This window comes from Microbacterium sp. MMO-10 (assembly GCF_037148715.1).
Taxonomy (GTDB): Bacteria; Actinomycetota; Actinomycetes; order Actinomycetales; family Microbacteriaceae; genus Microbacterium.
This window is the reverse complement of the sequence record NZ_JBBCSV010000001.1, coordinates 809,704-831,288: the sequence shown is the minus strand read 5'-3', so window position 1 is coordinate 831,288 and position 21,585 is coordinate 809,704. Positions and strand designations below refer to the sequence as shown.

Genomic DNA, 21,585 nt, shown 5'->3' with positions numbered 1-21,585 from the left:
ATCCTCCCCGACGGGAGGGCCGGAACGGGAATCGGCCCGTTCCGGCCCCTCCGTTCAGGCCTGCTGGGTCCTGATGGTGCCGGTCTCGCTGACGCCCGCGGCGTCGGCCCGCTCCTGCAGCGCCGAGCGCGTGCGCAGCGGCGGCGCCTTGAAGAACCAGCTCAGCACGAAGGCGAGCATCAGCACGCCGAAGCCGACCCAGTAGATGACGTCGATGGCCTTCGTGAAGCCGACCATGAACGGCTTGGTGAGCGCCGGATCCGCCCCGTTCAGGAACGAGGTGTCGCTGATCGTGGAGTTGGATCCGGACGAGCTGCCCGAAGTCGACACCTTTGCGAGCTGCTTGCTGATCCCGGGCGTGAGCGTGTCCACCCAGTGCTCGCGCTGCGCCTTGTCGGACCAGTCCACGACGACCTTGCCGTCCTGCACCGTCCCGTTCGCCTTGTCGGCGACGGCCTGAAGCGCCGCGGCTTCGGCGCCGGGCAGGGCCTCGGCGGTCTTCTGATCGATCACCGTCTGCGCTGCCGCGGCGGGGAGCTGACCGGCGGCGACGGCCTGGTTCACCCCGGTCGTGACGGCGTCGGTCACCGCCTTGCCCGCGGCTGCCTTCGCCTCGGTCACGCCCTTGTCGAGCTGCGCCTGGATCTGCTTCTGCGCCGGGCCGATCACCGGCTCCCAGAGCTGCTTCACCACGGCCTTGTTCTCGGTCTTGCCCGCGATGGCGGGATCGAGCGCGGCGTTCAGGCCCGCGCTCAGCGTCGCCTGGGGAGCCATGCTGTGCACGATGTTCAGCGGCAGCAGCGTGAACAGGATCGACAGCATGATCGCGGTGCCCAGCGTTCCGCCGATCTGGCGGAAGAAGGTGGCGGCGCTCGTGGCGACGCCCATGTCGGGCGCGGCGACCGCGTTCTGGCTCGCCATGGTCAGCGACTGCATGAGCTGGCCGAGGCCCAGGCCCACCACGAACATGCCGATCATCATGAACCACACCGGGGTGCTGGACGAGACGAAGGTGAGCAGCAGGAAGCCGAGCGCGGTGCACAGCGTGCCGGTGCGCGGGAAGATCCCGTACTTCCCGGTGCGCGAGGTGATCTGGCCCGCGGCCATCGACGAGGTCATGAGGCCGACGACCATCGGCAGCATCGCGAAGCCCGACTCGGTCGGGGTGAGGCCGGCGACGATCTGCATGTACAGCGGGATGGTCATCATCGCGCCGAACATGCCGAAGCCCACCAGCACGCCGATGACGGTCGCCATCGAGAAGGTGTTGGAGTGGAAGAGGCGGATCGGGATGATCGCGTCGTCCTTCATGGCGATCTCGATCAGCACGAACGCGATCGCGCCCAGGCCGCCGATGACGTAGCAGGCGATCGCGGCGAACGAGGCCCAGCCCCACTCACGACCCTGCTCCGCGACGAGCAGCAGCGGCACGAGGGCCACGATCACCGCGGTGGCGCCCCACCAGTCGATCCGGGGGTTGTCGTGCTTGGCGACCTTGGGCAGGTGCAGGAACGCGATCACCATGCCGAGGGCGATGAGGCCGATCGGGAGGTTGATGAGGAACACCCAGCGCCAGCCGGAGATCCAGAGGATCTCGTTCGCGCCCGCGAACAGGCCGCCGACGAGCGGGCCGATGAGCGAGGAGATGCCGAAGACGGCGAAGAAGTAGCCCTGGTACTTGGCGCGCTCGCGCGGAGCCAGGATGTCGGCCATGATCGCGAGCGGCAGCGACATCAGCGCGCCGGCGCCGATGCCCTGGAAGGCGCGGAACCCGGCCAGCATGATCATCGACGTCGAGAACGTCGACATCACGGATCCGATGATGAACACCGAGATGCCGAAGATGAACAGCGGGCGGCGGCCGAAGATGTCGCTGAGCTTGCCGTAGATCGGCACCGAGATCGTCGAGGTGATCAGGTACGCGGTGGTGACCCAGGCCTGCTGGTCGAGGCCGTGCAGGTCATCGCCGATGGTGCGGATCGCGGTGCCGACGATCGTCTGGTCGAGCGAGGAGAGGAACATGCCGGCCATGAGGCCGTAGATGACGAGCAGGATCTGCCTGTGCGTCATGATCGGGGCGTTCTGCTTGCGCTCGGTGCGCGTCGCCCCCGTGGTTGCTGTCGCGGTGGACATGGAGTCCCTTCGGGTGGATCGAGGACGCCGGAGCTCGTCGTCGACACCGGTCGCCTCGAGCGCCGACGTTGGCGGCAAGAATGTTGCAGCCCTGCAAGATTACACGAAAGGAAAGGTTGCGCAAACGCACTTTCGCTATGAGGTTCCTGGATCCTGCCCGGTCGCGGGCGCCCCGGCTCAGGCCGCGTCGCGCAGCCGTGCGCCCCGCGCGGCGACCAGCTGCTCGACGCCCTCGAGAAGCCGATCCGCACCGGGACGTTCGCCACCGGCGGTGCCGTCGTGCACGATCACGCTGAGCGCGGCCATCGTGAGTGCCACAGCGGCCATGGCATCGTCCTCGTCCGCACGCTCGCGCACGAGATCGACGTACTGCTGGCGCACCGAGCCCATCCACTGCGCGAAGGCGGGCATGAGCTCGGGGCGGCGCACCACCAGCGCCTTCATGCGCCGGCGCTGCTGGGCGTCGTCCATCGACGTGCCGATCAGCGCGCACAGCGCCGGCACCAGCTCGCCCTCCGCCGCGCGGAAGGCCGCGGCGCCGTCGGGGGAGACGGCCGAGTCGGGAAGGTCGAGGGCGGCCGCGGCCTTGGACGGGAAGTAGTTGAAGAAGGTGCGCGGCGACACGTCCACCGCCTCGCAGATCTGCTCGACCGTGGTGCCGTCGAGGCCCTTCTCGTCCACCAGCCGCAGGGCGGCCTCGTGCAGGGCCTCGCGGGTCTGCTGCTTCTTGCGCTCGCGGCGCCCGCAGGTGTCCGCGTGCGGATCCGCCGCGGCGACCTCGTCGATGTTCGTCATCTCGCTCTCCTCGAGCGCCGGGGCGGGGTGCGCCCCGGCGCTCGTCAGGCTCGGCTCAGGCCTTGTGGGTCCTGATGCTCCCGGTCTCGGTCATGCCCGCCTTGTCCGCCTGCTCCTGGAGCGCGGACCGGGCGCGCAGCGGCGGCACCTTGAAGAACCAGGTGAGCACGAACGCGAGCAGGATCACGCCGAAGCCGACCCAGTACAGCGTCACGAGGCCCTGGATGAAGCCGATCATGAACGGCTTGCTGAGCGCGGCGTCGGCACCGGTGAGGAACGAGGTGTCGTTCACCGTCGTGCCGGACGACGCGGATCCGGAGGCATCGCTCTCCTTCTTCTTGATCTGGTCCTGCAGCGTCGGGACCAGCTGGTCGACCCAGTAGGTGCGCTGGTCGTGGTCGGCCCAGTCGACCGCGACCTTGTCGCCCTGCACCGAGGCGTGCGCCTTCTCGGCGACCGCGCTCAGCACCTTCTCGTGCGCCGCCGCCTCGGCGGCGGGCGTCGCCTCGGCGACCTTCTGCGCGATCACCGCGGGGGCGGCCTCGGCCGGCAGCTGTCCGGCGGCGACCGCCTGGTCCACGCCCGCGGTCACCGCGGAGGTCACCGCCTCGTCCGCCGCGGCCTTCGCCTTCGCGTCGCCCTCGGCGACGCCCTTGTCGAGCTGCGCCTGGATGTTCTCGGTCAGCGGGCCGACGATCGCACTCCACTGCTGCTTCATGATCGCGGCGTTCTCGGTCTTGGACGACGCGACCGGATCCAGCGCCGTGTCGAGCGCGGCGGTCAGGTTCGCCTTGTCCTCGGTGGCGTGCAGGATGTTGGCGGGCAGCATCGAGAACAGCACGGAGAGCATGACGGCGGTGCCCAGGGTTCCGCCGATCTGGCGGAAGAAGGTGGCGGCGCTCGAGGCGACGCCCATCTCGTGCGGGGCGACGGAGTTCTGGCTCGCGAGCGTCAGCGGCTGCATGAGCTGGCCGAGGCCCAGGCCCAGCACGAACATCCCGGCGAAGATCTGCCAGAGCGGCGTCTCGTACCGGATGAGGGTGAGCGAGAAGAAGCCGACGGCGGTGAAGAGCGTTCCGAGGACGGGGAAGATGCGGTACTTGCCCGTGCGCGCGGTGAGCTGACCCGAGGTGAGCGAGGCGATCATGAGGCCGACGATCAGCGGCAGCATCGACAGGCCGGACTGGGTCGGGTTCATGCCGACGACGATCTGCATGTACAGCGGGATCGTCATCATCGCGCCGAACATCGCGAAGCCCACGAGGAAGCCGAGTACGGTGGCCATGGAGAAGGTGCCCGAGCGGAACAGCTTCAGCGGGATGATCGCGTCGTCCTTCATGAGCGCCTCGATCACGATGAATGCGACGAGGCCGATGCCGCCGATCACGTAGCAGGCGATGGAGGCGGGGGAGTCCCAGCCCCAGGCGCGGCCCTGTTCCACGACGATCAGCAGCGGCACGAGGGCCACGATCACGGCCGCGGCACCCCACCAGTCGATCCGGGGACCCTTGTGCTTTCCGACCTTGGGCAGGTGCAGGAAGGTGATCACCATGAACAGGGCGAAGAGCCCGAGCGGGATGTTGATGAGGAATGTCCAGCGCCAGCCGTCGATCCAGAGGATCTCCTTCGCTCCGGCGAACAGGCCGCCCACGAGCGGGCCGATCACGGTCGCGATGCCGAACACCGCGAAGAAGTAGCCCTGGTACTTGGCGCGCTCGCGCGGGGCGAGGATGTCGCCCATGATCGCGAGCGGAAGCGCCATGAGCGCACCGGCCCCGATGCCCTGGAAGGCGCGGAACGCGGCGAGCATCATCATCGACGTCGAGAACGCGGAGAGCGTGGATCCCAGGATGAAGATCACGATGCCGAGGATGAACAGCGGGCGGCGGCCGAAGATGTCGCTGAGCTTGCCGTAGATCGGCACGGCGATGGTCGAGGTGATGAGGAACGCGGTGGTGACCCAGGCCTGCTGGTCGAGGCCGTGCAGGTCGTCGCCGATGGTGCGGATCGCGGTGCCGAAGACGGTCTGCGCGAGCGACGACAGGAACATGCCGCTCATCAGTCCGTAGATCACCAGCATGATCTGCTTGTGCGTCATGATCGGCTTCGCGGCGAGCGGAGCGGGCGCCTCGACCGTCGTGACGGTGTCGGTGGCGGTTGCCATGGAGGTCCTTCCAGGAGAGCGGGGGATGGTGCGGTGCGGATCCCGCCCGCGGACTTCATCGATCGACGCGGGCGCCGACGCCGGCGCAAAACTTGCAACCATGCAATGTTACACCCTTGCAAGCTTTCCTGCACGCACGGATCTGGATCCGGTTCCGGGCGTCGACCCCGACGCCTCCGCCGAGAGGGCGCCTCTCGGTCATTCGGAGCGTGCACCACCGTCGGAGATGTGCGCCACGTTCGGAGGGAATCGCCGAATCCGTCCGAGGCTGGTGCACATCTCCGACGGTGAGGCCCGCGGTCCGCGGGCGCCTTCTGACGCACGCGTCCGCGCCGCGCCAGCTACGCGACCCTCGTCCGCGCCGCGCGGGCCGCGCGACCCGCGAGCGCGCTCAGTTCGCGGGCGCGCTCAGCCCGCGAGCGCGCTCAGCCCGCCGGCAGGTGGTCGCAGTCGGGGGTCGGCGCCTTCCCGTCCCAGCGGTCGAGGGTCCACTGCTCGAGCTGCGGAGTGAGCGGGGAGTCGGGGCCGACGAGCTCGACGTGCCCGAGACCGGGATAGGTGCGGTAGTCGATCGGGATCCCGGCGGCACAGCGGGCCGTGACCCACGCGTCCTGGATCGCGGGCTTCACGAGCGGATCCGCGAGTCCCTGCGCGACGAGCACCGGGGCGGGGAACGGCCCGACGGGCTCCTGCGCCTTGAGCTCGTCGCCGAAGGGCCCATCGAGGAGGGCGTCGGGGAAGATCTGGTTCGGCACCTGACTGCCGCGCAGGATCGCGGCGAGGCCGTCGTGACCGTTGAAGCAGAGCCCGCCGATGCGCTCGACCGGCCCTGCGGAACCGGGGGTGAGGCTCTTCTCGACGTTCAGCTCGGGGAAGACCTTGTCCCAGGTCGCCGCGATGTAGGCCGAGACCGTCTTGCCCGCCGTCTCCGACTTGATCGCCTCGGCGAGCGCGTACAGGTTCGAGGCCGGGGCGAACGCCGCGACGCCCTTGACCGTGAACTCCGGGGCGTAAGAGGACGCGATCTGCCCGGTCCACAGCGAGCCCTGTCCACCCTGCGAGTGGCCCCAGATCACGGTGTCGGTGGAGACCCTCAGCTCGCTGAAGCCGAGCACCGCCTTCGAGGCGTCCCAGACGTTGCGCGCCTCCGCGTCGCCCACGAGATAGGGGTGCGGCCCCTTCGTGCCCAGGCCGATGTAGTCGCTGGTCACGGCGACCCAGCCGTGCTCGGTGACCATGTCGGCCATGGCGGTGCCCGCCCCGTCGGCGAACGGCGCGGCGCTCAGCGACGGCGCGCAGCCCGGAACGACCCCGACCGTGCCGTGGGCGACGGTGAGCAGGGGCAGCGGATCCGGCCCCGGGTCGGCGGGGGCGAGCACGGTGCCGCTGCTCACCGCCGGCGATCCGTCGGGGTTCGTCGTCGTGTACAGGATCCGCCATGCCCTGGCCCCCGCGGGGACGCCCACGGTCAGCGGCTCGGAGCGGATCAGCGTGCCCGGCTTCGAGGGCACCTCGGCGGGCGGCGCGTAGAAGGCGTCCGGCGTCGGCAGCGGGGTGCCGCCGAGCAGGGCGCCGCTGCCCGCGGCGAGCGCGACCGCCAGCACGAGTGCCGCGCTCGCGCCGATCGTGCGCAGCCACCGCGCACCGCGGCGTCGAGCGGGGGCCGGGCGTGCGGGGGAGCGCCGCCACACGGCGCGCACGATGAGCTGCACGCCGAGGAAGACGAACCACGCGCCGACGCCGAGCCGGAACACCACCAGGGTCAGCACCGGCCAGAACACGGTGATCGCGGCGACGGCGAGCGTGGCCAGAGCGGCGATGAGCGCGGTCGCACGCTGATCCGCACCCGGCCGGAAGGCCCGCATCGCGGTCGCGACGGCGAAGGCGACGAGCGCGATCGTCAGAAGGAGGGAGAGGATCGGCGCACCCGCCGCCGGCCACAGCGCCATCCCGGCACCGAGCAGCACGAGCAGCGCGCCGAGGCCCCGGCTGAGGATCAGGGGCAGCGATCGGGATCCGGATCCCGGCGCGGGCGCGTCGGCTCCGTCACCGGGGATGACCAGCACCGCGACACCCGCGAGCAGGATCCCGATGCCGGCGACGAGCGATGGTCTGCACGGTCATCGACACGAGGAGGAACACCGCGCCGACCCCGACGAGAGCGAGGCCCAGCACGATCCGCAGCGGCGTGCTCAGCCGGGTCACGGCCGGAGCGCCTCGGCCGGCAGGGCGGGGATCGCCGGATCCGGCGGCGGCGCTGTCTTCCGGATCCACGACGTCTCCCTCGGCTCGCGCCGCGGGTCTGCGGCTGAGGTCAGACTAGCGGCGTCCGGGCCGGGCGCGAGGGCCTGATTCCGAGCAGGCGCTGCGCCGGCGGGACGCCGACATATCGGTGCGCGGGGATCGCCAGGAGAAGCGGTGCGCCCGCCGGCCCCAACCGACGGGCGCAACCGTGCGTCCCCAGCGCGACGTGCCTGCGCGTCGCTGCGCCCCCGCTCAGGCAACGGGAGGCGACGATCCACGATAGAGCGGCCATCCGCCTCATCCCCGCCGGCGGCGGAACCCTGGTATCAACTACGCGCTCGGCGGTCCCGTCAGCGGCCGAGCTCCCGTCGCGAACGCGCGCCGAGCTTGGCCAGCACCCGTCTCATGTGGCCGCTCACCGTGCGGACGCTCAGGCCGAGTTCGTCCGCGATCTCTGCGTCGGTGAGGTCTCTGCTCGCGAGCTCGCCGATCTCCCGTTCGCGGCGGCTCAGGGCCGCCCAGCGCGCGTCGTCGCGCACCGCGGACGGCGCGGTGCCCGACGCCGGTGGCTCCCCGGGACGCAGCTGCCTGCGCGAGCCCAGCCCGAGCTTGCGCAGCACGTTGCCCATGTGGAAGGCCACCGCCTTCACGCCGATGCCGAGGGCGTGGGCGATCTCCGCGTTGGTCCGCCCCTCGGCGGCGAGCGCCGCCACCTCGCGCTCTCGCGGGGTCAGCGCCGCGTGCGTCCACGCGGCCCGGACGCCGCCCGCCGCGTCGGGTCCCGTCGCGGCCGAAGCCGCGGGAGCCGAGCGGATCCCGACCGCGGACCCGGAGCGTCGCGCACCGTCGAGCAGTGCGGCCGCCTCCGCCGCCGCCACCGGCCTGCCCAGGCGCAGGAAGCCCCGCTCCGCCGCGTTCAGGCAGCGGCGGGCCGTGCGCGGGGAGCCCCCGGTGGCCAGAGTCAGCCGGCCGGCGTCGAGGGCGGCCTGGGCGAGCGCCGCAGGCAGCGGCGCTCCCGGCGCGTCCTCCTCGGCGGCGGCCCGGTAGGCCCGCAGCGCCCGTTCGACGAGGCCGTACGCCTCGTGCACCCGTCCCTCCAGCCAGGCCATCGAGGCGTAGACCGGCTGGAACCCCGGCGCCGGGAGCGCGGCGAGACGCGCGAGCTCGCGATCCGCCTCCTCGGCCCGGCCGAGGGACGCCAGCGCGTCGACCTTGTAGGCATAGAGGTTCTGGCTGCGCAGCAGGCGTCCCGCGAGGGGGCCTTCCGGGTCGAAGACCGCGAGCTGCGCCGCCGGATCGTGGCGCGCCCTCGCCCGCGCGATGTGCGCCAGCATCTCGTACTCGACCCCGACGGTGTCGTACCCCCGCTGCGCCAGGCGCGCCGCGGCGTCCATGTCCGCGCGCCACGCCTCCTCGTCGCCGGCGTCGGCGGCCCGCACGGCGCGCAGCGCGTAGAACACCGGCCGGCCCACCGCATCCATGTCGTCGAAGATCGTCACCGCGGCCTCGGCGAGGGCGTCCTCGACCTCGGCCGTGTCGCCGAGCAGGTAGCGGCCGTAGATGTGCAGGCCGCGCGCGGTGCCCGTGCCCCATCCCGCGGTGCCGGCGCGCAGCATCCGCATGCAGGCGTCGAGGTCTGCCGCCGCTTCGCGCACGAACCCCGCCCCCGACAGCATCCCGGCATGGATCACCCGTGCGTCGAACAGGGTCGCGGACTCGGCCGGCGCCGCGGCGATCGCCCGGCCCAGCGCCGCGAACTCCACGGGCAGCCGCTCTGCCGGGCCGAGCACGCTGATGCCGAACACCTGCATCCCTGTCGCCCGCATCCGGACGTCGTGCGGGCTCGGCAGCCCCTCGTACGCTCCGCCCAGCGCAGCCCACGCGGCGCGCCACGTCTCGGGATCCGCCTCCTGCACCGCGATCAGCCACTCCGCCCCGGAACGCGCCTCGGAGAACCGCTCCATGCCGAAGTCGCGGGGATCCGCCTGGGGCGCCATGATGCCCAGCACGATCAGCACCTGGAGGCGCACGATCAGGCCGCCGAGCGGATCCGGCGCGAGCAGACCGCCGACCGCCGCGACGTCCTCCGGCGTCTGCGGAAGCGGATCCGGGAAGCGCGGCAGCCGGGCCAGGAGATCCTCGGCGAAGCGGCGCACCCAGTCGTAATCGCCGCGGAACTCGCGCACGTGCAGGAGGGCGAGGTCGCGGAGCGGACCGGGCGCGGCGCGCTCCAGCCGTGGGATGTACTCGATCATCCGCGGGAGCGCCGACAGCGCACTCGCCGCGCGGTACAGCCCCACGACGAGCTCGTCGGCGAGGTCGTCCCCGGTGCGGTCAGCGAGCTCCATGGCCCGTCGGGCGACGGCGAACACGTGCTCGGTGCGCCGCGCGCGCACGCTCTCTGCCACGCCCGCGACGAGGAGGTCGCGCAGCGCGGGGCTCAGTGTCGACCCCCGCAGCAGCGCCGCGTCCAGGAGCCAGATCAGCGCTCGGTGGCGGGTGCCCTCCGCCTCCCCGGGGATGGCCTCCGCACCGGCGACGAGGATGCGGGCGCGCCGCTCGTCGTCGAGGTGCGCCGCGACGTCGGTGCCGTACAGATCGTGGAACACCGTCCACTCCCGTTCCCCCTCGGCACCGCCGTGCTCTGCTGCGCGGGAGATCAGCAGTCCGTGCGCGGAGGCCGCGACGAGGTCGATCGGCTCGCCGCAGAGCGCCGCGACACCGGCGAGCTCGTCGGCGCGCAGCGGCGTGGCCAGGACCGCGGCCATCTCGACGGCGGTCCGGGCCGCCCCCGGCAGGCCGGCGCCGAGCTCCCCGAACGGGTTGCCCGGCACGAAGCCCCGGGCGATGTCCGCATCCGTGACGTCCTCGTCGAACCTCGCCCGCCGCTCCGAGGTGACCCGCGCCCGCTCCGCCCACACGGGCGCCATCCCGCTCACAACCTGGTCCACGAGCAGCGGTCCGCCGCCGGAGACCCGGCGGATCCGCTCGGCGAGCTCGAGCGAGACCTCGATGCCGTGGATCGCCGAGACGTACCGGCGCACGCCCGCCGCATCGAGCGCGTCGATGCGGATGCGCCGGCTCACCGGCCAGCGATCCGGATCCGCGGCGAGCACCGTCTCCCGCAGGGCGCCGGTGTCCGGATCCCGTCCCGCGAGCACCGCGCAGACGCCCCAGCCGGCGAGCTGGCGCAGCACGAGGCGCAGCACGCGCACGGACCCCTCATCGGCCCACTGCGCATCGTCGACCACGAGCAGCAGGCGCCGTCGGGAGGAGAGCCCTCGCTGCAGGGCCGATGATAGCCGCTCGGCCAGCGCCAGGAGCGTCGGCGCGGCACCGGGCGCGGACGCGGATCCGGGATCCGCTTCCGCGCCGGATCTCGACCGGGCGGACGCCGGGCGGACGCGGGCGGCGTCCACCCGGCCCGCCGGGCTCGCGGCGTGGATGAGCTGCTCGGCGACCGCATAGAGGGTGCTGCGCCGGCCACGGTCGGCGACGACCGACACCACGCGCCAGCGCACGGCTCCCGGGCGTGCGGCCACCGCCGCGAGCTGCTGCACCCACACGGTCTTGCCCGCACCCGAGGGGCCGGTCACGGCGAACAGCGAGGCCGCCGCGAGCACGGCCTCGCCCAGGACGGCCTCCGGAGCGTCGGCCGGCGCGATCGAGGGGAGCACCGGCATCAGGAGACCCGCCGACAACCGCCCGTTCACCGAAGTCATCGCCGCCCCCATCGACCGCCAGGAACCAGAAGAGGCCCGGATCCGATGGATCCGAGCCTCTCATACTGTGCGCGAGGGGGGACTTGAACCCCCACGCCCTTGCAGGCACTGGCACCTGAAGCCAGCGCGTCTACCTATTCCGCCACTCGCGCATGTCGGCCCTCGCGAACCAACCTCCCGAGAATATCACGCTCCGGCACCGTGCTCGAACCAGAGCCGCAGCAGCGCACGGACCTCCGCCGAACCGCGGGCTCCTTCGGGGTTTCCCGTGTCTCCCGCCCGGCCCGGGGGATCATTCAGGCCGTGTCGCTAACATGGCCCTACCGATCGGTGAGCCATGGGAGCCCAGTGGGACTACTAGACAGCTTTGAGAAGGGTCTCGAACGCGCTGTGAACAGCGCCTTCGCGAAGACCTTCCGCAGCGGCATCCAGCCCGTGGAGATCGCCTCGGCTCTGCGGCGCGAGATGGACACCAAGGCCGCGGTCGTCAGCCGCGACCGGATCATCGTTCCCAGCACCTTCCTCGTGCACCTCAGCGGCGACGACGCCACCGCGATGCATGGACTCGGATCCGCCCTCCTCGACGAGCTGCACGTGCTCGTCAAGGACCACGCCAAGGCCCAGGGCTACAGCTTCTCGGGCCCCGTGAACATCGCCATCGAAGCCGACGACCGGCTCACGACCGGCACCGTGCGGGTCGAGTCCACCTCGACGTCCTCCGCCGGCGCCCGCGTCACCTGGCAGGCGGAGATCGCGACCGGAGGCTCCCGATACCCGCTCACCCGGGCGCGCACGGTCATCGGCCGCGGCAGCGACGCCGACATCACGATCGGCGACGCGGGGTCCAGCCGCAAGCACGCCGAGGTGCTGTGGGACGGCGATCACGCCATGCTCCGCGACCTCGGATCCACCAACGGCACCAAGCTCAGCGGCCAGCGCGTGCGCGAGGCCCAGCTCGAGAGCGGCATGGTGATCACGATCGGCCGCACCGACCTCACGTTCCAGGTGGTTCCCGTGTCCGCTCCCGCGCGCGGCGGCCGCGGCGACGACGCGACCAGGAGCCTTCGGCATGAGTGAACTGACCCTGCTCCTGCTGCGCATCGGCTTCCTCGTGCTGATGTGGTTCTTCGTGTTCGCCGTGGTCTACTCGCTGCGCGCCGATCTCTTCGGCGTGCGCGTGCGCAAGATGCCGCAGGGCGAGGCGGCCGCGGCGACCGCGCCCGCGAAGCCGGCCGCGGCGCCCGCGAAGCCGAAGGCGGCCCCGCGCAGCAAGCCGGGCGGCCCCGCCACGACGTCCACCGTCACGAAGCTCGTGATCACCTCCGGCCCGAAGGCGGGCCTCGAGGTGCCGCTCGGCTCCGAGCCGATGTCGATCGGCCGCTCCAGCGAGTCCGGGCTCGTGATCCGCGACGACTACACGTCCAGCCACCACGCGCGGCTGCTGCTGTGGGGCGAGCAGTGGATGCTGCAGGATCTCGACTCCACGAACGGCACCTTCCTGAACGGCGAGCGCGTCGGCGCCCCCGTCTCGGTGGCGGTCGGCGCCCCCATCAAGGTGGGCGCCACGACCTTCGAGCTGCGGGCGTAACCGGCGGCCATGGTCTTCGAGGGCTCGAGCGCCGCGATCTCCCACACCGGGAAGGTCCGCTCCAACAACCAGGACTCCGGCTATGCCGGGGCGAACCTGTTCGTCGTCGCCGACGGCATGGGCGGCCACGCGGGCGGCGACGTCGCCAGCAGCATCGCGATCCACCGGCTGCAGAACCTCGACCACGCCTACCCCTCGACGATGGACGCGCAGGCGTCGCTGCAGGCCGCGGCCACCACCGCGGCGGGCGACATGATCCGCGCCGTGAAGGACCGCCCCGAGCTCGCCGGCCTCGGCACCACCCTCGACGCGATCATCATGGTCGACGACTACGCCGTCATCGGCCACATCGGCGATTCGCGGATCTACCTCTACCGTGACGAGGCGCTGACCCAGATCACCACGGATCACACGTTCGTGCAGCGGCTGGTCGACTCCGGGCGCATCACCCCGGAGGAGGCGCGCTACCACCCGCGCCGCTCGGTGCTGATGCGCGTGCTCAGCGACATGGACGCGGATCCCGAGCTCGACATGTTCGTCATGCCGACCCAGCCGGGCGACCGCTGGCTGCTCTGCTCGGACGGCCTCAGCGGCGTGGTCGACGAGACGCACATGCTCAAGGCGCTGCGCCTGGGGATGGCGCCGGGCCGCACCGCCGACGGCCTGCTCAAGTTCGCGCTCGACGGCGGCGCGCCCGACAACGTCACGATCGTGATCGTCGACGTGGGCGGCCAGCATCCGGTGCTCTCCGGATCCGCCACGATCGTCGGCGCGGCCGCGAACCCCCAGGGCGTCATCGTCCCCGCCGCGCGCCCGGCCCGGCCGAGCTGGCTGCATCCGGTGCGCCAGGCGGCGAACGAGCCCACGCACTTCGAGCCCGCCGCCGGCTACCTCGAGGAGCTCATCGAGGAGGACCACCGGCGCGCCGTGCGACGGCGCATCGGCTGGATCACCGGGTTCATCGTCGTGATCGCGCTGATGGCGGCCGCGCTCTTCGGCGCCTACGCGTGGACGCAGACCCGCTACTTCGTGGGGGTCGGCGAGGAGACGGGCACTGTCGTGATCTTCCAGGGGATCCAGCAGGATCTCGGGCCGATCTCGCTCTCGCACGTCTACGAGGACACCGGCATCAAGGTCTCCGACCTGCCGGCGTTCTACCAGTCGGCCGTCAAGGAGACCACGAGCGCCAGCACGCTCGCGGCGGCGCAGACGACGGTCGACAGCCTCCGCGCCGCCGCAGGGACGGGGAAGACGCCATGACCGCCACCGCCCCCGACGTCACGGCCGACACCGCCGTGCTGCGCGCGCTGCGTCGCATCCGCGGTCCGCAGACGCAGCGCAACCGCGAGTTCTGGCTGCTGCTGTTCGCGGTGGTCGTCGCCGGCGCGGCGCTCACCCTCGTGCAGCTCGGCGCGCTCGGGCGCATCGACCCGATGATCCTGCTCATCGGCGGCGGACTGGCGGTGCTGGTGTTCGCGCTGCACATCGTGCTGCGCTTCGTCGCGAGCGACGCGGATCCGTTCGTGCTGCCGATCGCGACGCTCCTCACCGGCGTCGGCATCGCGGAGATCTACCGCATCGACATCGCGAACCACGACACGGGCTGGAACGCGTCGTCCAACAAGCAGCTCATGTGGATGGCGATCTCCGTGGTCGGCGCGATCGCGATCGTGATCTTCCTGCGCAACTACCGGGTGCTCTACAAGTACACCTACGTCTCGGGACTGACGGGTCTCGTGCTCCTGGTGCTCCCCTTCATCCCGGGTCTGAAGGCCGACGCGAACGCCGATGTGTGGATCTCGATCGGCGGGCTCGGCTTCCAGCCGGGAGAGCTGTCGAAGATCTTCCTCGCGATCTTCTTCGCGGGTTATCTGGTGCGCACCAGGGAGAGCCTGTCGTCCGTGGGCAAGCGGTTCGCGGGGATCACCTGGCCGCGCATGCGCGAGCTCGGCCCCGTGATCGTGGTCTGGCTCATCTCGCTCGGCATCATCGTCGCCCAGCACGACCTCGGCACCGGCGTGCTCATCTTCGGCATGTTCATCGTGATGCTCTACGTCGCGACCGGCAAGACGAGCTGGGTGCTCATCGGCGTCGCGGGCGTGGTCGTCGGCGTCGCGGTCGTCTCGCAGTTCCTCACCTACGTGCAGAACCGCTTCAACACGTGGATCAACGCGTTCGACCCCGACCTCATGCAGGACCAGAGCTATCAGCTCACCCAGGGCATCTTCGGGCTCGCGCACGGCGGCCTGATCGGAACGGGTCTCGGCCAGGGCCGCCCGCAGATCACCCCGGTCGCCGAGAGCGACTTCATCATCACCAGCCTCGGCGAGGAGCTCGGCCTGATCGGCCTGTTCGCCCTGCTCTGCCTGTACATGGTGTTCGTGAGCCGCGGCCTGCGCATCGGCGTCGCCGGACAGGACGACTTCGGCAAGCTGCTCGCCGTCGGCGTCTCGTTCACGATCGGCCTGCAGGTCTTCATCATGGTGGGCGGCGTCACCCGCGTGATCCCGCTGACGGGTCTCACCACTCCGTTCCTCGCCGCCGGCGGATCGTCCCTCATCGCCAACTGGCTCATCGTCGGACTGCTGCTGCGGATCTCCGACGGCGTGCGCCGCCAACCCCGGGTGGTGATCGGATGACCAAAGAGCTCCGTCGCATCAGCATCCTCGTGCTGGTCATGTTCCTCGCCCTGTTCGGCTCGATCAGCTGGATCCAGGTCGTGCAGGCCGACGCCCTCGCGCAGAACGACGCGAACCGGCGCACCCGCTTGGACAGCTACGAGATCCAGCGCGGATCGATCATCGCGGGCGGCGCCCCGATCGCGACCTCCGTGCCGTCGAACGACATGTACTCGTTCCAGCGCGTCTACACGGATCCGCAGATGTGGTCCGCCGTGACCGGCTACTACAACCCGGCCCTCGGAAGCGCGACCGGCATCGAGAAGGCCATGAACAGCGAGCTCAGCGGCACGGGCGGCTCCCAGTTCCTGTCCTCGATCGAGCGGATCATCTCCGGCCAGCCGCAGAAGGGCGCGAACGTGGTGCTCACGCTCGACCCGGTCGCGCAGAAGGCCGCCTACGACGCGCTGCAGGGCTACCAGGGCGCCGTGGTCGCGATCGAGCCGAAGACGGGCCGGATCCTCGCGCTGGTCTCCACCCCCGGCTTCGACACGAACAGCCTCGCGGCGCACGACTCCCAGGCCGTGAACACCACCTACGACGCCCTGGTCGCCGACCCGAACAAGCCGCTGTCCAACCGCGCCATCGGCGGCAACATGAACCCGCCCGGGTCCACGTTCAAGCTGGTCGTGGCCGCGGCCGCGCTCGACTCGGGCAAGTTCACGATGCAGTCGACGTTCCCGAACCCGGCCGCCTTCACCCTCCCCGGCACCAGCACCGCCGTGCACAACGCCTGGGGTGGCACCTGCCCCGGCGGCGACGGGCAGAACGTGTCCCTCGCCGATGCGATCCGCTACAGCTGCAACATCCCGATGGCCGAGCTCGCCGTCCAGCTCGGCGATGACGCGATCCGCGCCGCCGCCGAGAAGTTCGGCTTCGGCCAGGAGTTCTCGCTGCCGCTGCAGTCGTCCGCGTCGACCTACCCGAAGAACCTCTCCCCGGACAAGACGGGTCTCACCGGCTTCGGCCAGGGCGACGTGCGCGCGACCCCGCTGCAGATGGCCATGGTCTCCGCCGGCATCGCGAACGGCGGCCTGGTGATGAACCCGCGCATGGTCGACCAGGTCGTCGGAGACGACCTCTCGGTGCAGAAGCAGTACGAGAACAGCCAGTTCCGGCAGGCGATGACCGGCGACGAGGCCGCGGCGATCACGGCCGCCATGCAGGCGTCGGTCTCAAGCGGCGCGGCGCAGGGTGCAAGAATAGACGGAGTCGACGTGGCCGGGAAGACGGGCACGGCGGAGAACGGCGACACAGACCCTTACACGCTGTGGTTCACCGGCTTCGCGCCCGCTTCGAACCCGGAGATCGCCGTTGCGGTCGTCGTCGAAGACGGCGGTGGGCAGGGACAGTCCGGATCCGGTGACACGATCGCGTCACCGATTGCGAAGAAGGTCATGGAGGCGGTGCTGAACAGATGAGGCCGACGCAGGGTGTGCATTTCGGCGGTCGCTACGAGCTGCAGTCTCGGATCGCCATCGGCGGCATGGGCGAGGTGTGGGAGGCGACCGACCACGTCATCGGACGGACCGTCGCCATCAAGATCCTCAAGGACGAGTACATGGGGGATCCGGGCTTCCTCGAGCGCTTCCGCGCCGAGGCCCGCCACGCGGCCCTCGTGAACCACGAGGGCATCGCCAGCGTGTTCGACTACGGCGAGGAGAACGGCTCCGCGTACCTCGTCATGGAGCTCGTGCCGGGCGAGGCGCTGTCGACGATCATCGAGCGCGAGGGATCCCTCAGCGCCGACAAGACGCTCGACATCGTCGCGCAGACCGCCTCGGCGCTGCAGGCCGCGCACGCCGCCGGCCTCGTGCACCGCGACATCAAGCCGGGCAACCTGCTGATCACGCCCGACGGCCGCGTCAAGATCACCGACTTCGGCATCGCCCGCATCGCCGACCAGGTGCCGCTCACCGCGACCGGCCAGGTCATGGGCACCGTGCAGTACCTCTCGCCCGAGCAGGCCTCGGGACACGCCGCGTCGCCCGCGACCGACATCTACTCGCTCGGCATCGTCGCGTACGAGTGCCTGGCGGGCAAGCGCCCGTTCACGGGCGAGTCGCAGGTCGCGATCGCCATGGCGCAGATCAACGACACCCCGCCGCCGCTGCCCCCCACGGTGCCGCAGCCGGTGCAGAACCTCGTCATGGCGATGATCGCGAAGAAGCCGGCCGACCGGCCGAGCTCCGCGGCGACCGTCGCACGGGCCGCGCAGGCGCTGCGCCGCGGCGACCTGAACTCCGCCGCGATCGCCGTTCCCGCGGTCATCGCCGGAGTGGTGGGCGTCGGCGCCGCCGCGCCCGGGGGCGACGACGCCATGACCCAGCTGCTCGGGGCCACCCAGGGCGCGACCACGATCATGCCGACCACGGCGCAGATCCCGACCGAGGCCGACCAGGCTCCGGAGAAGAAGAAGCGCAGCCCCTGGACCTGGCCGCTGATCGCTCTCATCGCGCTGCTGATCATCGTGCTCGGCGGCACCGTGTGGGCCCTGCTGTCGAACCAGAAGGCGCCCACGCCGCCGCCCAGCTCGTCGGCGTCGCAGACCCCGCCGTCCAAGACGCCGACACCCACGCCCACGCAGACCAGGGTCGACGTCGACGCCCTCGGGCTCGTCGGCCTCACGTGCGACGACGCCACGGCGAAGGCGCGCGACGCCGGCCTGCAGGCCACCTGTGCGGACGGCGACCCGGCTCCGGCGGCCGACCAGGTCGGCAAGGTCTACAACGTGAATCCGACCGGCAAGGTGCCGAGCGGATCCTCGATCGCCCTCACCCGGTATGCCGACCGCACGCAGCCCCCGAAGCCGGCGTCCGCGCCGACCTTCTCCGGCGACATGGTCGCCGGAGGCACGATCACCGTCTCCTGGGGATCCGGTTACGTCTGCCCCAACGGCACGTCGATCACCGGCTACATCGTCACGATCGACGGCGGCTCCTTCATGTCCGGCGGCCCCGGTTTCCCGGCGGAGACGACGAGCACCGAGGTCCGGCTGGCGCAGAGCGGCGACTTCACCGCGAAGTTCTCCGTCAAGTGCGGCGACCAGCAGAGTCCCGACTCCGACGCGCGCACCGCGCAGATCCAGTCCGGGCCGACGCCTCCGGTGACGGTACCGCCCACGCCCTGAACCGCGGCACCGCAGCAGAATCACGAGAACGAGGGGGGTCCTCCGTGACGACGACCACGCGCGTCATGGCCGGTCGCTACCGCGTCGATGACCTCATCGGCCGGGGCGGCATGGCCCATGTGCACCGGGGGTACGACCTGACCCTCGGCCGCGAGGTCGCGATCAAGATCCTGGACCGCGAGCTCGCCCGCGACGCCGGCTTCCGCACGCGCTTCCGGATGGAGGCGCAGGCCGCATCGCGCATGTCGCATCCGTCGATCGTGCGCGTCTTCGACGCGGGGGAGGACTCCACCCCCGAGGCCGGCGGCACCCCCGCCGAGCCCGTGCCCTTCATCGTGATGGAGCTGGTGCCCGGCGAGCTGCTCAAGGACGTCATCGCGCGCGGCCCGGTGCCCACCGCCGACGCCGTGCGCTACGCCGACGGGATCCTCGAGGCTCTGGAGTACTCGCACCGCGCCGGTGTCGTGCACCGCGACATCAAGCCGGGCAACGTCAAGATCACGCCCGCCGGCACCGTGAAGGTGATGGACTTCGGCATCGCCCGAGCGGTGTCCGACTCGTCGTCGACGGTCGCCGAGACCACCCAGATCATCGGCACCGCCGCCTATTTCTCGCCCGAGCAGGCCAAGGGCGAGCAGGTCGACGCGCGCACCGACCTGTACTCGACCGGGGTCGTGCTGTACGAGATGCTCGCGGGGCGCCAGCCGTTCCGCGGGGAGTCGCCGGTCGCGGTCGCGTACCAGCACGTCAGCGAGACGCCGCTGCCGCCCAGCGAGGTCCACGAGGAGGACCACTCGTCCGCGGAGCTCCAGCGCATCAGGGCCCTGGAGCCGATCGTGCTGCGCGCGATGGCGAAGGACCCGTTCCAGCGGTTCCCCGACGCGGCCTCGTTCCGGACCGCGCTCGATGAGGCCGTGACGGGCGCGGCGCCCACGAAGAAGCAGCTCTCCTCGCTCACCAGCGAGCTGTACGGCGCCAGCCCCCGGCACGCGCAGGAGACCGCGCGGACGCTCCGCCAGCTCTCCTCCGACACGACGATGACGCGCACGCAGTCGGGTCCGCCCGTCGCGTGGGTCTGGGCCGGCGTCGCCCTGCTCGTGGTGCTGCTCGCATCGGTGCTCATCTGGGTGCTGGCGATCAAGCCGACCACCGGGGTGCCGAGCGCCGGTCGCACGGTGCCGAACGTGGTCGGTCAGACCTACGAGACCGCCGTCGAGCTGCTCGACAAGAACGACCTGCGCGCGATCCGCATCGACCAGGCGGATGCCACCGTCGACAAGGGCAAGGTCATCAGCACCGATCCGACGGCCGGCAGCGGCATGGACAAGGGCCAGTCAGTCACCGTCTACGTCTCGACCGGTGCCGCGCAGATCGTGGTCCCGACGCTGGAGGGGCTCAGCGCCTCCGCCGCCAAGGACGCACTGGCCAAGGCCGGTCTGCAGCTGGGCTCGGTCACCCAGAAGAACGATCCCCGCACGCAGCACGACATCGTCCTGTCCGCGAGCGAGCAGGCGGGAGCCAAAGTCCCGCCGGGCACCGTCGTCGACCTGCTCGTGGCGAGCGGGGTCGTGACGGTGAAAGATCTCACCGGCTGGTCGCTCGATTCGGCGACCCAATGGCTGGAGCAGCAGGGACTCACCGCGAACCCGGTGGAGAATCCCGGATGCAAGGCGACCGATCCGAAGACGGTGTCCTCGATGTCGGTGCCGCCGGGCGACGTGCCCGTGCAGTCGACGGTCGATCTCTCCTACTGCACCGGCAAGTAGCCCTTCCTTCGGGGTCGTTGAGCGAGGACGCCGCAGGCGACCGAGACGAAACGCCGTCCCCTCGCGAGGTGGCCGGCTCAGGGACCGGGTGCCGGCGACGACCCGATGCTCACATCGCCCGGCGACACCAGAGGACTCACCCAGGGGAAGACCCAGAACATCAGGGCGTACAGCACGGCCGCGAGCAGCACGAGCACGACGATCAGCCGCACCCACCACGGGCCGGGGAGGATCCGCCACAGGGCGCCGTACATCAGCTCACCGCCTTCAACGAGGCCGGGGCGCCCAGCGCCCTCGGCTGGAAGCTCTCGAACACCCCGTAGGCCACGATGCGCTCCGCGAGGGAGTACAGCGGCGAGCACGCCGTGAGCGTGATGTACCGTCCGCCGGGGGCCGCCTCCGGCGCCTGGGGCACGGGATCCAGCACGTCGACGCTGTCGGGAGTGACGTACTCGAGCGTGCGGAACCGATAGGTGTACCAGCCCTGCTCCGTCTCGATCACGATCGCGTCGTTCAGCCGCAGCCGGTCGAGCTGATTGAACGGCTTGCCCCAGGTCGTGCGGTGCGCGGCCATGGAGAAGTTGCCGACCTGTCCCGGCATCCCCGAGTTCGGGTACACGCCGATCCAGCCGTGGTCGAGGGTGGCGGGCCGGGTCACTCCCCCGGCGATCTCGACGTTGTAATCGGAGCCCCAGCGGGGCACGTGCATCTGAGCACCCCAGGGGACTCCGTCCTCGGGGGGACTCATGACCGGCGGGACGTACTGCGGATGCGCTCCGTCGGTGCCGTGTCCGTCGTCGGCGACCGGCGGCAGCGGCGGCTTCGCGTCCGCCCACTTCTGGGAGACCTGCCGGCCCTTGTCGTTGGCCTCGGCGCTCATGATCGCGTCGCCGATCCACATCTGCCAGGCGACGAACAGCAGCACCAGCACACCCGCGGTCAGCAGCAGCTCGCCCAGCACGCTGACGAACGTGGCGCGCCGCCGCGGACGGCGGCCGACGCGACGGGCGGAGGCTCGCGGAGCGTCGGTCATGCCGCGATCCTACCCAGCCCTCCTTTGCGCCCGATTCCGCCCTCTGGTCGGCACGGGCCTTTGGGTAGACTGGGCGCATGGCACGATCCCGCAAGCCCGAAGAAGCCGCCACCCCGAAGGTCGACGGCGAAGCCGCTCCCAACGCCGTGTGGTTCAAGCCGGTCATGGTCGGCTTCATGCTGCTGGGCCTGGCCTGGATCCTGGTGTTCTACATCACCGGCATGCAGTACCCGATCCCCGGCCTGCAATCCTGGAACCTGCTGATCGGACTCGGGATCGCGCTCATCGGCTTCCTGATGACAACCCGCTGGCGCTGACGCCGCCCCTCCTCT

General features: G+C 71.0%; 16 protein-coding genes and 1 tRNA gene. 8 read left to right on the top strand and 9 right to left on the bottom strand.

The window, feature by feature from the left end; all coding sequences use genetic code 11:
* Positions 1-54: 54 nt before the first annotated feature.
* From WFJ17_RS03945 to WFJ17_RS03915, 7 genes are all read right to left on the bottom strand, one after another.
* Positions 55-2,133, bottom strand: coding sequence for an MDR family MFS transporter (locus WFJ17_RS03945; protein WP_336647717.1), 2,079 nt, complete (start codon positions 2,131-2,133; stop codon positions 55-57).
* A gap of 177 nt (positions 2,134-2,310) precedes the next feature.
* Positions 2,311-2,928, bottom strand: coding sequence for a TetR/AcrR family transcriptional regulator (locus WFJ17_RS03940; protein WP_336647716.1), 618 nt, complete (start codon positions 2,926-2,928; stop codon positions 2,311-2,313).
* Between the two features lie 55 nt (positions 2,929-2,983).
* Positions 2,984-5,092, bottom strand: coding sequence for an MDR family MFS transporter (locus WFJ17_RS03935; protein WP_336628160.1), 2,109 nt, complete (start codon positions 5,090-5,092; stop codon positions 2,984-2,986).
* Between the two features lie 425 nt (positions 5,093-5,517).
* Complete coding sequence (locus tag WFJ17_RS03930; protein WP_336647715.1) at positions 5,518-7,158, bottom strand: lipase family protein; 1,641 nt, start codon at positions 7,156-7,158, stop codon at positions 5,518-5,520.
* A complete protein-coding gene (locus tag WFJ17_RS03925) occupies positions 7,139-7,366 on the bottom strand; it encodes a hypothetical protein (protein ID WP_336647714.1) in 228 nt (75 codons plus the stop codon). Before WFJ17_RS03925 ends, WFJ17_RS03930 begins: the two co-directional genes overlap by 20 nt.
* A gap of 320 nt (positions 7,367-7,686) precedes the next feature.
* Positions 7,687-11,058, bottom strand: coding sequence for a LuxR C-terminal-related transcriptional regulator (locus tag WFJ17_RS03920; RefSeq protein WP_336647713.1), 3,372 nt, complete (start codon positions 11,056-11,058; stop codon positions 7,687-7,689).
* Positions 11,059-11,126: 68 nt separating this feature from the next.
* Positions 11,127-11,210: transfer RNA gene (locus tag WFJ17_RS03915), tRNA-Leu, on the bottom strand.
* 196 nt (positions 11,211-11,406) lie between these two features.
* Between WFJ17_RS03915 and WFJ17_RS03910 the strand changes: the two genes are divergently transcribed.
* The 7 genes from WFJ17_RS03910 (at position 11,407) to pknB (ending at position 20,220) form a co-directional block, all read left to right on the top strand.
* A complete protein-coding gene (locus tag WFJ17_RS03910; protein WP_336647712.1) occupies positions 11,407-12,135 on the top strand; it encodes a DUF3662 and FHA domain-containing protein in 729 nt (242 codons plus the stop codon).
* Positions 12,128-12,646: an FHA domain-containing protein FhaB/FipA gene (locus tag WFJ17_RS03905; RefSeq protein ID WP_292882258.1), complete on the top strand. Its 519-nt coding sequence runs from the start codon at positions 12,128-12,130 to the stop codon at positions 12,644-12,646. Before WFJ17_RS03910 ends, WFJ17_RS03905 begins: the two co-directional genes overlap by 8 nt.
* Before the next feature lie 9 nt (positions 12,647-12,655).
* Positions 12,656-13,906 (top strand): PP2C family protein-serine/threonine phosphatase, encoded by a 1,251-nt coding sequence (locus WFJ17_RS03900; RefSeq protein WP_251443945.1) that lies wholly within the window; start codon positions 12,656-12,658, stop codon positions 13,904-13,906.
* Entirely contained in the window at positions 13,903-15,285 is a 1,383-nt protein-coding gene (locus tag WFJ17_RS03895; RefSeq protein WP_251443943.1) for an FtsW/RodA/SpoVE family cell cycle protein, read from the top strand. Before WFJ17_RS03900 ends, WFJ17_RS03895 begins: the two co-directional genes overlap by 4 nt.
* Positions 15,282-16,745, top strand: a complete 1,464-nt coding sequence (locus WFJ17_RS03890) for a peptidoglycan D,D-transpeptidase FtsI family protein (RefSeq protein WP_251443941.1) — start codon at positions 15,282-15,284, stop codon at positions 16,743-16,745. The genes WFJ17_RS03895 and WFJ17_RS03890 overlap by 4 nt, the downstream gene beginning before the upstream one ends.
* A complete protein-coding gene (locus tag WFJ17_RS03885; RefSeq protein WP_251443937.1) occupies positions 16,742-18,454 on the top strand; it encodes a serine/threonine-protein kinase in 1,713 nt (570 codons plus the stop codon). The genes WFJ17_RS03890 and WFJ17_RS03885 overlap by 4 nt, the downstream gene beginning before the upstream one ends.
* Before the next feature lie 65 nt (positions 18,455-18,519).
* On the top strand, positions 18,520-20,220 hold the full coding sequence (pknB, locus tag WFJ17_RS03880) for a Stk1 family PASTA domain-containing Ser/Thr kinase (RefSeq protein ID WP_336647790.1): 1,701 nt from the start codon (positions 18,520-18,522) through the stop codon (positions 20,218-20,220).
* A 77-nt stretch (positions 20,221-20,297) separates the two neighbouring features.
* Here the strand turns inward: pknB and WFJ17_RS03875 are convergent, their stop codons facing one another.
* On the bottom strand, positions 20,298-20,474 hold the full coding sequence (locus tag WFJ17_RS03875) for a hypothetical protein (RefSeq protein ID WP_251443920.1): 177 nt from the start codon (positions 20,472-20,474) through the stop codon (positions 20,298-20,300).
* Complete coding sequence (locus WFJ17_RS03870) at positions 20,474-21,253, bottom strand: class E sortase (protein ID WP_251443917.1); 780 nt, start codon at positions 21,251-21,253, stop codon at positions 20,474-20,476. Before WFJ17_RS03870 ends, WFJ17_RS03875 begins: the two co-directional genes overlap by 1 nt.
* 77 nt (positions 21,254-21,330) lie before the next feature.
* On the opposite strand from WFJ17_RS03870, the gene WFJ17_RS03865 reads away from it, so the two are divergent.
* Complete coding sequence (locus tag WFJ17_RS03865; RefSeq protein ID WP_233310795.1) at positions 21,331-21,570, top strand: cell division protein CrgA; 240 nt, start codon at positions 21,331-21,333, stop codon at positions 21,568-21,570.
* The last annotated feature ends 15 nt before the right edge of the window (positions 21,571-21,585 follow it).

Excerpts from the sequence above, each read along its gene's own strand:
- WFJ17_RS03945 (WP_336647717.1), bottom strand. The coding sequence starts at position 2,133 with ATGTCCACCGCGACAGCAACCACGGGGGCGACGCGCACCGAGCGCAAG.
- WFJ17_RS03940 (WP_336647716.1), bottom strand. The coding sequence starts at position 2,928 with ATGACGAACATCGACGAGGTCGCCGCGGCGGATCCGCACGCGGACACC.
- WFJ17_RS03935 (WP_336628160.1), bottom strand. The coding sequence starts at position 5,092 with ATGGCAACCGCCACCGACACCGTCACGACGGTCGAGGCGCCCGCTCCG.
- WFJ17_RS03920 (WP_336647713.1), bottom strand. The coding sequence starts at position 11,058 with ATGACTTCGGTGAACGGGCGGTTGTCGGCGGGTCTCCTGATGCCGGTG.
- WFJ17_RS03905 (WP_292882258.1), top strand. The coding sequence starts at position 12,128 with ATGAGTGAACTGACCCTGCTCCTGCTGCGCATCGGCTTCCTCGTGCTG.
- WFJ17_RS03900 (WP_251443945.1), top strand. The coding sequence starts at position 12,656 with ATGGTCTTCGAGGGCTCGAGCGCCGCGATCTCCCACACCGGGAAGGTC.
- WFJ17_RS03895 (WP_251443943.1), top strand. The coding sequence starts at position 13,903 with ATGACCGCCACCGCCCCCGACGTCACGGCCGACACCGCCGTGCTGCGC.
- WFJ17_RS03890 (WP_251443941.1), top strand. The coding sequence starts at position 15,282 with ATGACCAAAGAGCTCCGTCGCATCAGCATCCTCGTGCTGGTCATGTTC.
- WFJ17_RS03885 (WP_251443937.1), top strand. The coding sequence starts at position 16,742 with ATGAGGCCGACGCAGGGTGTGCATTTCGGCGGTCGCTACGAGCTGCAG.
- pknB (WP_336647790.1), top strand. The coding sequence starts at position 18,520 with ATGGCCGGTCGCTACCGCGTCGATGACCTCATCGGCCGGGGCGGCATG.
- WFJ17_RS03875 (WP_251443920.1), bottom strand. The coding sequence starts at position 20,474 with ATGTACGGCGCCCTGTGGCGGATCCTCCCCGGCCCGTGGTGGGTGCGG.
- WFJ17_RS03870 (WP_251443917.1), bottom strand. The coding sequence starts at position 21,253 with ATGACCGACGCTCCGCGAGCCTCCGCCCGTCGCGTCGGCCGCCGTCCG.
- WFJ17_RS03865 (WP_233310795.1), top strand. The coding sequence starts at position 21,331 with ATGGCACGATCCCGCAAGCCCGAAGAAGCCGCCACCCCGAAGGTCGAC.